The following is a 12,074-nucleotide window of genomic DNA, read 5'->3' on the forward strand; positions in this document are numbered from 1 at the left end:
GTGTTGAACCCGGACGGGACCTTCTATACAGCAAACTTGCGTGCGGCAAAAGCAACGGACCGTTATACCTTGAAGGGCGGCGGAGATGAAGTATATGAGCCGAAGTTTACGTTTCATGGTTTCCGTTATGTGGAGGTAACGGGTTATCCCGGTGTGCCGAGTATGGATGCCGTTACAGGGATGGTCATGCATACAGCAGCACCGTTTAGCGGCAAGTTAGAAACTTCTAGTGCGATGTTGAATCAACTGCAAAGCAATATTACTTGGGGGCAGCGAGGCAATTTCTTGGAGGTTCCTACCGATACGCCTGCGCGTGACGAGCGTTTGGGTTGGACCGGTGACATCAATGTCTTTATTGGAGCTGCTGCTTTTAATATGGACGTGGCAAAGTTTATAGGAAGCAAATGGATGAGAGATTTGAGAGATGGACAATCGATTAACGGTGCTTTTCCCGATGTAGCGCCTAATGTTCTCGGAGAAAGAGGCAATGCCGGCTGGGGGGATGCTGGCGTTACCGTTCCGTATACCATTTGGCAGCGTTACGGAGATATCCGTGTTATTGAAGAAAATTATGATGAAATGGTTCACTGGATCGAATATATGAGAAAAAATAGCTCTGGGCTAATTCGTCCGTCGTCCATGTATGGTGATTGGCTGGATGTGAATGATCCAACGCCAGGAGATTTAATTTCTACCGCTTATTTTGCGTACAGTACAAAACTGGTATCCGAAATGGGGCATGCCATCGGCCGTCAAAAGGATGCCGACAAGTACGAGCAGCTTTATGAGCAAGTGAAAGCAGCGTTTATTAAAGCCTATGTTAGCGAAGATGGAAAAGTTAAAGGAAATAGCCAAACGGGATACGTGTTGGCTTTGTACATGGATTTGGTTCCCGAATCGAAACGTCAAGCTGCGGCGGATCATTTGGTAGAGCTGATTAAAGCGCGCGACTGGCATTTATCAACCGGTTTTCTTGGGACGAGAGATTTATTGCCGGTATTGAGCGAAACGGGACATTTGGATGTTGCTTACCGATTGCTCAACAATGACACTTATCCTTCATGGGGATATCAGATCAAAAATGGTGCGACTACGATGTGGGAGCGCTGGGATTCTATTAAGCCGGATGGCAGTTTCCAAGACATTGGCATGAACTCCTTTAACCATTATGCTTATGGAGCAGTCGGAGACTGGATGTATCAAAATATTGCCGGCATTCAACAGGACCCTGCAAGCCCGGGTTATAAGCATATTTTGATTAAACCTCGACCTGGCGGAGATTTGACTAGTGCCAAAGGATCGTACAATTCTGTTTACGGCATGATTGTAAGCGATTGGAAAAAAGAAGGGGATATTTTTAGCCAGCATGTCACGATTCCAGCAAACACAACGGCTACGGTCTATATCCCTGCTGACAGCAAGTGGGCAGTAACAGAGAGCGGCCAATTTGCATTGTCGGTGGAAGGTGTACAATTTGTTGGTATGGAGGAAGGCAATGCGGTATTCACTGTAGGCTCGGGTGATTATCAGTTTGTAGTTGATCCTATTATTGGAGATTTAGGCAGTGCACTTGATGAGGCGGAGAAATTTCAAAATGAAGTAATAAGCTATTCCAATAATGGAGAGCTCAGCAGCGAACAAACTCAGGCACTTTCAGGTAAAGGCGAGGCGCTTGCAAGCCGAATTGAAGCAAGTATTGAGGCGTACAAAGCCGGTGATGATGCACTCTTTATCGAGCAAGTTCATCATGCTTTATTTGAAACAGACGGTTTACAGCTATGGTTGCAAGAACAAAGAGATGCTGGGTCAATAAACGACGCTATTGCTAAAAAATTAGTAAATCTTGTTTCAAACGCAACAACGTTTTTGTCAGCCATTAGTAATGAAAAGCTAGGAATAAAGTGGTTAATTAGCCCTTCCGAGCTATCCGTACTGCCCGGAAATACATTTACAGTTGAAGTGAAAGCAACTAACGATGGCGATGCGAGCATTAATGATGTGCGTTATACTCTCCAGAAGCCCGAAGGATGGGAAGTCACTTCGATAGGAGATAACCAAATAGCTGTCATTAAACCAGGTGAAACGTTTGCTGCTGCATTCCTAGTGAAAGTGTCGGAGCAACAGAAACCCACTAGCCTATTGAGTATAGTTGGCAGCGGAAGCTACAAAATAAATGATGCAACAGTGGAAGTGCCTTTGAAGACGACAATAAAGATCGATTCGCCAATTATTATCAAAGCATTAAAGGCTGAACCAGCAACAATCGAGCCTAGCGGTACAGCAACGGTTAATACAACCATTCAAAACAAAGGAAGCTTTTCCATTGAAGAAACTATTGAGCTCAGTGCTCCTTTAAACTGGACGGTTTCCCCTGCACGCCAAGCCTATAGCCTTGAAGCCGGTGAAGAAAAGAATATTAGTTTTGAGGTGAAATCACCGCTTCTTGCCGTTGAAACGGCTGCTGAGCTGCATGCGATTGCTTCGTTTAATGGAGCTGAAGCAGCCAAGAGCAGTACGGCCATTCAAGTGCGATATAAAAACCCGCCGATAGACTTTTACGATCATGTAGACGTTGGCGAACAAGGCTCTGAACAAAAACATAATGTAAAGTTTTCCGCTCAGTCCGGTGCAAATGTTGAGGAGGGATTAACGAGAAGATATGTTAATCATGGAGACGCAAATGGTTATTTCCAATTTGATATGGCCGTTGAGCCAGGCAAACCTTTCATCATTAGGGCAATCGAAACGTATGATCGGGCACAAATGAAAGATTATTATGTATTGGTAAACGGAACGAAAGTGCTCAGCCGCGTGAATGAAAAAGATAGCCGAGGTATTGTAACCTATCAATTTGTTGTAGACGATATCTCTTTAACAAAGAATGGCAAGGTGACTGTTCGGTTCCAAGAAGATGAGGAAGGACGCAATTATGATCCTTCGATTGCCGACGTTTGGACGATGCCGCTGAACGCAGAATATGTCTCATTACAGGATATTCCTGCTAGAGTAGCTGGGGACTCCGTAACGATAGCGGGGTATACGACACTCGATAAAGTGGAGGTAAAGGTACTAGGGCCGGATCAAGCAATGTTGTTCAATAAAGAATTGCCTGGCGGTGTATTTAGTGAATCCTATTTAATAGAAAAAGATGCGTCTTCGGGAACTTACACAGTGGTTGCAGGCAATGGTATGACGCAAGCAATCAAGCGTTTCGAAGTAAGCGCAACTATTCCTGTTACTGAACTAAAGCTCGATCGTTCTTCCATCGAATTGAAGGATGGTGAAAGCATTGAAATTTCTGCTACCGTCTTTCCGGCGAATGCAACAAACAAAAATGTGCATTTTGTATCTAATCATGAGAACATCGTTGTCACGAATGTTCATTATGATGAGGCTAGTGCAGTAACCAAAGCAACCGTTACCGCAACCAATAAGGGAGCGGAAGCATTAACAGGTCTCATAACGGCGAAGACGGAAGATGGAGCAAAAACAGCTGCACTGAATGTCAAAGTAAGCGCAGTTGCTTTAGAAAAAGATATGGCCACACTGTCAGGTCCTGCAATGGTTTTAGCAGGGCAGTTGGCAGAGTGGACAATTGGAACGGACAATATAAGTTCGAATTTCACGGCTCTTGATGTTATTTTTCATTATGATCCGCAGAAGTTTGAATTCCAGACAGTGAAAGAAGGCATATCTCAAGCGTTAGATCCGTCAGCCATTCAATCGTTGAAGCCGAATTTCGCTGTATTCGGGAGTGCGGTTAAACCAGAGCTTGGCCAGATTCGAATCATTATGGCAACCACGGGTGAGCAGCAAGGCGGCATCGACGGTGGTCCTTTGTTCAGCCTTCACGGTAAGGTGAAGGCAGAAGCGAAGGCAGGCAACACGACCGCATCGTTGTCTGATTTCGAAGTATCGATGAATGGCAAAGGAACGATAATGAATGTGTCCGAAGCTTCGCTATTAATCGAAGTGAATCTTGCTGATAAAACGGCGCTGAATACAGCAATCCAGCAAGCGGAGTCCGCTCATGAAGCTGCGGTGGAAGGAACTTTACCTGGTCAGTATCCAATTGGAGCTAAAGCAGTATTGCAAGCAGCAATCAACAGCGCGACAGCCGTCAAGAATGATGCGAATGCGACAGGTGAGGAAGTTGCTGGTGCGCTTAATGCTTTGAATGCGGCTATGAAACGGTTTGCCGACTCGGTCATTCCATCGATTCCTGTGGACAGAACCGTATTGAACGCTGCGATTGCAGCAGCACAGACGAAACATGACAGGGCGATTGAAGGGACTAAGGTTGGAAAGTATGCTGCAGGATCAAAAGCGGCGCTTCAAGCAGCTATTAATACGGCCAAAAATGCTGGCAGCAGCCAGTGGCAGGTGGATGAAGCTGTAACGTTGCTAAACAAAGCTGTTCAAGTATTCACAGCGAAGATCGTGACATTAATCGAGGGACAAACGAAGGTTACGATACGAGATCTATCGATTATTGCGAAATTCTACGGTGTAACCTCAGCAGATCCGAACTGGTCTGAAATTGAGAAAGCGGATGTGCTAGGCATAAAAGCAATTGATATTCGTACTTTAGCAGCAGTTGCCCAAATGATCCTCGACGAGTGGCGCACAGAATAGCATTTTTGTAATTGATTAAGAAAAATAATGGTTATGCTTAAAGTTAAGACACAGGGCCAAAGAACAAGGAAAAGAGCAGGTTATCGAAAAGATAACCCGCTCTTTTTTTTTGCATTCCATTTGTATTCCAGATCTTATCTCTGATTTTCTCGCTCTATATTTGACAAAATCGCTTATAAGTGCGCAGAATTCTTATTGATCTTTTGGAGCAAAGTAACCAATAGTTCTATCTCTTCTGCTGATAATCCTTCGGCAAGCGTGTTATTTATTTCCGCAAGAATCGCTTGGAGCACCGGAGCAAACTTAAGTGCCTTCGATGTCGGGTAGAGCAGGGAAGAGCGGCGGTCCTTAGGATCAACTCTCCGCTCGATATATCCGGACTCCTCCAGCTGCTTTACTGAACGAGCCGTTGTAGCCTTATCAAATTTCAACTCATTGGTCATTTGATCCTGTGTTATGCCAGGTTGTTTCAGAATCAGCTTAAGGAAGCTTGGCTGCCCGCCACTGCCGATACCATAGGGCAAAAGCTCACCAGCGAGCTTTTTTTGATTTTGGCGATGAAGCTGAGAGATCAGCTTGCCGATCGGTTCCTGGTTCGATTTCATCATGCGCACCTCTTTAAATAAATTTCAAATCGTCGATTAGCCTTTCCTCAAACACTACATGAAATTGGTTGCGCGCGCAACTACATTGTAGTACACTGGGTGTATTATTTGGTTGCGTTCGCAACTATATATCAATAAAGAGGCATGAGGTGCTAGGTATGAGTACAATTGGTGCAACTTATCAAGAGGATGAGGCGATCCAGAAAAAACGTTGGATGATCCTGATCGTATTAAATTTATTCACGTTTATGGCGACGCTTGATGGCAGCATTGTCAATATTGCTTTGCCTGTGCTGGTCAAGCAGCTGCATCTGCCTCTAGCGCAGGTAGAGTGGGTGACGACCATCTATTTAATGTCGATTTGCACGGCCATACTTTTCTTTGGAAAGCTGGGGGATATTGCTGGAAAAATAAAAATCTTCAAAATTGGCATGGTCGTTTTCATTTTTGGATCACTGCTTTGCGGACTAAGCTCATCCCTACCCTTCCTCATCGCTTCACGGGTTATACAGGCGATTGGGGCTTCGATGACCATGGCCAACAGTCAGGGCATTGTCACCGATATTTTCCCGTCCACAGAGAGGGGCAAAGCGATTGGGTTGATCGGTACCTTCGTTTCGTTAGGCAGTATTGCGGGACCTAGCTTGGGCGGCATTATTGTCTCGACCTTAGGCTGGGAATATATTTTCTGGGTGAACGTTCCGATCGGACTGATTGCCATTATCCTCGGATGGAAGGTATTGCCTTCGGACTTTATCAAGGTAAAATCTAAAATCGATATTCCCGGCAGTCTTTTGTTCGCCGTGTTCATTATCGCGCTGTTTGCTGGACTGCTGCTTGGTCAGCAATTAGGGTATGGAGACAGCCTGATTATTTTATCACTGATCGTAGCAGGCGCTGCTTTCATCGCTTTTATAGGAGTGGAGCTTCGCAGTCCTCATCCGCTGTTGCAGCTTTCGCTATTTAGAAATTCTTTGTTTTCACTCAGTATTCTTTGCGGCTTTCTTGTGTTTGCTGCTAACTTCTGCTTTAACATTATTGCACCTTTCTATGCGCAGAATATGCTGGAGCTGTCCCCCTTCTATGCAGGGTTCCTGCTTATGTTATTCCCGATCTGCATGGTCGTCATCTCTCCGATAAGTGGTGCATTATCGGATAAGATCGGCTCTGAAGCACTCACCTTCGCTGGGCTAATCGTGATGGTCATCGCACAATTTGGGCTAGCCCGCCTGCATGACGGCAGCTCTGTTGTGCTCGTGGGCGTTTGGATCGCTATGCTCGGCATCGGCAGCGGTTTATTTCAACCGCCAAACAATTCTTTAATCATGTCCAAGGTTCCACGCACACAGCTCGGCTCTGCCGGCAGTGTCAACTCACTGGTTCGCAACGTGGGTATGGTTGTCGGCATTACGCTTGCCACTACCATCTTGTTTCACGAAATGAGCAGCAAATCCGGATACCGGGTAACCGATTTGATTCCAGGCCAACCCGCTATTTTCCTTTCAGGCATGCATCTTGTATTCATGACATCGTCGGCCATTTGCTTAGTATGTGCAATGCTGACTGGCTGGAGACTTGTCATTATGAAAAAAGCAAAAAGAGCAACAGCCTAAAACCGCATGACTTTAAGTATCCTTCCACGTTCTTGACTGAACAGTCAAGAACGTGGTAAGGTTATCACATGAGCAGACCAAGAGAATTTGATGTCGATCGTGTTTTGCACCAGTCCATGGAAGTGTTCTGGTCCAAAGGGTTTAAGTCCACCTCTTATGAGGATCTAACCCGTATGACGGGAGTTAAGAAGCAAAGCTTATACTGTGTATTTCATGACAAGAGAGCCTTGTTCCTGAAGGCTTTAGCACATTATCGCGAACAGAGCATTTCGTTACTGAAAGAGCTGGAGGAGCAGAACATTTCTCCACTGGAGAAGCTCGACTCATTACGCAGATCTCTTCTAAACGATGAAGCCATGTGCCGAGGATGCTTAATGGTCAATTCGTCTCTGGAGTTCGGAAAAGAGGACGAGCAGGTCACTCGCGAAATCGAGCTCATGTTCCTCGAAGCCGAACAGGTTCTAGAGAAAATCATGAGCAGCGGTCAKCAGCAGCAATTGATCACCTCCAGTTTTTCCAGCAAAGAGCTTGCAGCTTATTTGAACAACGCTATTTCTGGCGCTAGAATTTTAGAGAAGTCAGGCGCAGCTCGTGAACAAATCGAGGCGGTCTTGCATACATCTTTTGCAATGATTTTGCCTTGATTTTTTTTGCCAAGATTTTGACCGATGAGTCAAGAATATGAAATAAATTCAGATGATAAACAAACACTACAACCTTAAGGAGGTGGTGGGCAGGTAATTCCCTTTGGATGAACATTCACATTAAAATCGCGCAGATTGCTGCAGGCGACTGCCTGTTATATTACGCAACATTATAAAATTAATTTTGGRGGCTATTATGAACTATACTCAAACCGTAGAACCGCTGTTTAAACCTTTCAAATTAGGAAATTTGGAATTAGCTAATCGGATCGTCATGGCACCGATGACCCGTCAATTTTCACCTAATGGCGTGCCAGGTGCAAATGTAGCTTCCTACTATCGTCACAGAGCAGAGAACGGTGTAGGACTGATTGTGACTGAAGGAACCATTATCAATCACCCGGATGCATCCAATCAGCAGAACATTCCCCATTTTTACGGCGAAGCAGCCTTAAATGGCTGGGCAAACGTGGTGTCTGAAGTACATGAAGCAGGCGGTAAGATTATTCCGCAAATTTGGCATATGGGAGCACGCGGACATGTTGGCGATTATACGGAAGCAGAAATTGCAGATATCGTCCAATCATTCGCACATTCAGCGCTGGAAGCCAAGCGGATTGGATTCGATGGCATTGAGCTGCACGGCGCGCATGGATATTTAATTGATCAATTCCTTTGGGAGAAGACTAATCCGCGCACGGATCGTTATGGCGGGGACATGCTGGCACGTACTACCTTTGCGGTAGAGGTTGTCAAAGCTTGCCGCCTGGCAGTCGGAGCAGAATTCCCCATCGTACTGCGATTATCCCAATGGAAATCGAATGAATACACAGCAAAATTAGCAGAAACCCCGGAACTGCTGGAACAGTTCCTTGCCCCGCTCGTTGAGGCAGGCGTAGATATATTCCATTGCTCCACTCGCCGTTTCTGGGAGCCTGAATTCGAAGGCTCTGATCTTAATTTTGCCGGATGGGTCAAAAAGCTTACAGGCAAACCAACGATTACCGTTGGATCTGTTGGCCTTGATGGCGACTTCATTAGCCTTTTCCAAGAAGGAAAGGGTGCCACTAACGTCGGGCTTGAAGGATTGATTCAAAGGCTCGAGCGTGAAGAGTTCGACATGGTAGCCATCGGCCGAGCGCTATTGGTTGATCCGGCTTGGGCAGCCAAAATCCGGGATGGCCGGACAGACGAGCTGATTCCATTTACTTCAGAGGCATTAAAAACACTAAATTAAGTCAGGATATTAATCGCTATTTCAGGTGGAAATAATAGGTGAGTAAGCATGCTGCGTAATGCAGCATGCTTTTTTACATTTCATTTAAATCATGCATACATATTATTGGTCTATTGATGTGAAATGGGATAAAGCTCCATCTCCATGCATAATTGGGCGCTTCGAGGGTAATTATACCAAATGAAATATTGTCCGGAAAATGGAGGTGAATAACAGTGGAAGTATCCTTTTCTAGACTTCAAATCATTTTTTTATTGTTGTTATCGCTCGGAATATCGAATCATGTACTAATCATTCCACATCTGTTAAAAGCAGCGGGACGCGATGCCTGGATTAGTATTCTGCTTGCTTATGTTGGATTGATTGTTTGGAGCCTGATCTTATATTGGATTTTAAAATCGATGAGTACTTTATCATTTCAAAGCTGGATTGAAGGCCGAATCGGAAAAATCGGTTTTAATGTCATTGGCGGTGGATTCGCTCTATATTTACTGGTAGCCGGCATGATGATTGTTTTTGATACAACAAAAAACGTCAATATTTATTTCCTCCCGAGAACACCGAGTGCTATCGTTATCCTCAGCTTTATTTTCTTGGCTTACTGCGCTGCTAGAGGGGGACTCAAAACCATCGTATATATGTCTACCGTATTATTGCCTGTCGTTTGGATATTGGGAATCGGCGTAGCTATTATGACAAAGAACAGCAAAGATTACGGCATGCTGCAACCCATTTTGACAGAAGGAATAGGTCCAGATCTGAGAGGAATAGTGGTCGTTTTTGGCGGGAGCATAGACCTCATGGTGCTGCTTCTATTACAGCATAAATTGAAGAAACCTTTAAATTATAGCACCGTTTTTGTGCTGCTTACCTTATTAGTGGGATTGATCATGGGACCTACTATAGGATCTTTAGCTTCCTTTGGGCCGATCCAGGCTGAAAATTTTCGGTTTCCCGCTTTTGAGCAGTGGAGGCTGGTGATGATCGGAAGACATATTTCGCATGTAGACTTTTTTGCAGCTTTTCAATTAATGGCCGGAAGTATCGTGAGAACGGCCCTTATCATCTATTTTTTAGCTCAACTTATGGGACGTGGTTCTGAGAAATATTCAAAAACGATTATGATTTKCATAACAGTTGTCATTTCTATACCTTCGTTATTAATGATTAGTGATATTAGCATGCAGGCGTTCATTCAGCGCTACTTCTATACCTATTCACTGTGGTTTGGAGTAGCCATAACGGCGATACTCTTTATGATCACCTATATGCCACATCGAAGAGAGGAAGCCCAATGAATCAGCTGCTTGAAGAATCAAAGCTTTTTGTTGATCTGGAAACTAGCCTGCATAGTGGAAGCCTAAGGAAGAGCCAATTGATAGATGTATTCTCCAATTACTCAGATGTACAATTTCCCCCATTGCCGCAACTGGAGATGCAGGATAAGCTGACGGCATTTTATTGTGAAGGAATGGTTGATAAAACGGAGTTGAACATCTATTTCACCCGCATGTGCCAGTATATAAACGCCATGTTATGCGGTACGGATGAAGTACAGGCTCAAGTGGACGAATTACCCTTATTCGCAATAAAAACGACAGCTGAAGATATGGTGTCTCATTTATTTTGCGGCAGCTTGATTATATATTGTGAAGGAGCAGTGGACTTTTGGGTTGTTCACATTTCTAAGATTCCACAGCGGTCGTTGCAGGAATCGAATACAGAAATTTCAATTAAGGGGCCAAAAGACGCATTCACGGAAGATTTGTTTACGAATATCTCACTCATTCGGAAACGGATGCAAACGGGTTTGCTGTTCAGTGAGCAGTTCGTCATTGGAAACATTAGCAAAACCGAAGTATCTTTGCTTTATCTTAGTCATAAAGCGAACCCGGTAATGATAGCCGAAGCACGTAAACGATTGAGTAACATTGATTTGGAAAGTGTGGTAAGCAGTGGGCAGTTGGAGCAATGGTTATCGGATCGAACCTTCTCGCTGTTTCCATTAATTGATTATATTGGTCGTCCTGATTTTGTTATCGAAACACTTCTGCGGGGGAGATTTATCATTGTTGTAGACGGATCACCAATGGTACTGATCGGACCGAGCAACTTTTTTGAGTTATTAAAATCACCTGAGGATGTCCACTTCCCCTATTTTTATGTCATGTTTCAAAGAGCCCTTCGCATTATAGGGCTCATACTAAGTATTTTTTTACCTGGCTTCTGGATTGCCATTGCGACCGTAAATCTGGATCAAATCCCTTTCTCCTTATTATCAACAGTAGTCATATCTCGTGAAGGTGTTCCTATGCCATCTTTCCTTGAAGCATTGCTGCTGTTATTTCAATTTGAATTGCTTAGAGAAGCAGGCGTTCGGCTGCCTAAAGCTGTTGGACAAACCATCGGTATTGTCGGCGGTTTAATTATTGGAGACTCGTTAATAAAGGCTGGGCTTGCTTCACCCACATTGCTTGTTGTTATTGCAATTTCGGTGGTAGCTACATTTAGTTTGGTCAATCAGTCGCTGTCAGGAACAGTGAGCCTGCTCAGACTTTTTATTTTGTTAATTTCCTCTATGCTTGGCATTTACGGTTTCTTCCTGTGCATGTTTCTGATTCTGATCTATTTATGCAGGCTCGATTCGTTTGGGCTTTCCTATCTAGAGCCGATATCCTCATTGCGAATGAAAGACTGGTTATCTGCGTTGCTTGCTGATCCGTTCAGAAGGTCACGTTTCTCTTCGGCGATGTTAAACAAAAGGAAAAGGTGAGAGAAATGATGCGTAATTTACGATTGACTTTTGTTCTGATAGTCCTCTCGTTATGTATCTCAGGCTGTGCTTCAGATGTTAAGGATATTGAGAAATTGAATTATGCATCGGCAATTGGCGTGGACTACAAGGATGGAAAATATCACGGTTATATCCAGTTTGTTGATTTTCAATCGATCGCTAAATCGACTGAAGGAAAGAAGCAAACAGCGAAAATTTGGGTGGGCGAGGGGGTAGGAAGCTCTTTTGAAGAGTCCTTCTTTGCTCTATATCAAACCGCACAAGAACGAATTTATTGGGGGCATTTGACTTCTGTTATCGTGAGTGAAGCGGCTTTCAAAAGAGGATTTGGAGAAATCTACGATAGTATTGTTCGATATTATGAATTTCGTTTAACGCCTTGGGTATTCGGGACAAGAGAATCGGTAAAGGATATTCTCAGCACAGGTGGTTTTCTAGGACAGTCTCCGCTGAGCACCATTCTCCATGAACCGGAAGGAATTTATGCTCAAAGCTCTACTATAAAACCGATTAAGCTCCACCGATTAATCGGAGAGATATATGAAC

8 protein-coding genes are annotated in these 12,074 nt (G+C 44.3%); 7 read left to right on the plus strand and 1 reads right to left on the minus strand.

From position 1 onward, the window contains the following. A partial coding sequence (locus AC1DSE_RS19720; protein ID WP_477528068.1) for a family 78 glycoside hydrolase catalytic domain occupies window positions 1–4,635 on the plus strand: 4,635 nt, incomplete at its 5' end. Window positions 4,636–4,808: 173 nt separating this feature from the next. Here the strand turns inward: AC1DSE_RS19720 and AC1DSE_RS19725 are convergent. After that, on the minus strand, window positions 4,809–5,240 hold the full coding sequence (locus AC1DSE_RS19725; protein WP_477509825.1) for a MarR family winged helix-turn-helix transcriptional regulator: 432 nt from the start codon (window positions 5,238–5,240) through the stop codon (window positions 4,809–4,811). A gap of 158 nt (window positions 5,241–5,398) precedes the next feature. Here AC1DSE_RS19725 and AC1DSE_RS19730 point away from each other — a divergent pair, with 158 nt between their 5' ends. From AC1DSE_RS19730 to AC1DSE_RS19755, 6 genes are all read left to right on the plus strand, one after another. Beyond that, window positions 5,399–6,853 carry an MFS transporter gene (locus AC1DSE_RS19730; protein WP_477509683.1) on the plus strand — a complete coding sequence of 485 codons (1,455 nt, stop codon included), beginning with the start codon at window positions 5,399–5,401 and terminating at the stop codon, window positions 6,851–6,853. 68 nt (window positions 6,854–6,921) lie between these two features. Next, window positions 6,922–7,497: a TetR/AcrR family transcriptional regulator gene (locus AC1DSE_RS19735; protein WP_477528069.1), complete on the plus strand. Its 576-nt coding sequence runs from the start codon at window positions 6,922–6,924 to the stop codon at window positions 7,495–7,497. Window positions 7,498–7,693: 196 nt separating this feature from the next. Continuing rightward, window positions 7,694–8,734 (plus strand): NADH:flavin oxidoreductase, encoded by a 1,041-nt coding sequence (locus AC1DSE_RS19740; RefSeq protein ID WP_477509681.1) that lies wholly within the window; start codon window positions 7,694–7,696, stop codon window positions 8,732–8,734. 215 nt (window positions 8,735–8,949) lie between these two features. Next, on the plus strand, window positions 8,950–10,032 hold the full coding sequence (locus AC1DSE_RS19745; RefSeq protein ID WP_477528070.1) for an endospore germination permease: 1,083 nt from the start codon (window positions 8,950–8,952) through the stop codon (window positions 10,030–10,032). Continuing rightward, the gene (locus AC1DSE_RS19750; protein ID WP_477509680.1) at window positions 10,029–11,507 is read left to right on the plus strand and encodes a spore germination protein; all 1,479 of its coding nucleotides are present in this window, start codon (window positions 10,029–10,031) and stop codon (window positions 11,505–11,507) included. The genes AC1DSE_RS19745 and AC1DSE_RS19750 overlap by 4 nt, the downstream gene beginning before the upstream one ends. A gap of 5 nt (window positions 11,508–11,512) precedes the next feature. Beyond that, a partial coding sequence (locus tag AC1DSE_RS19755) for a Ger(x)C family spore germination protein (RefSeq protein ID WP_477528071.1) occupies window positions 11,513–12,074 on the plus strand: 562 nt, incomplete at its 3' end.

This window comes from Paenibacillus sp. 01L418 (assembly GCF_056400045.1).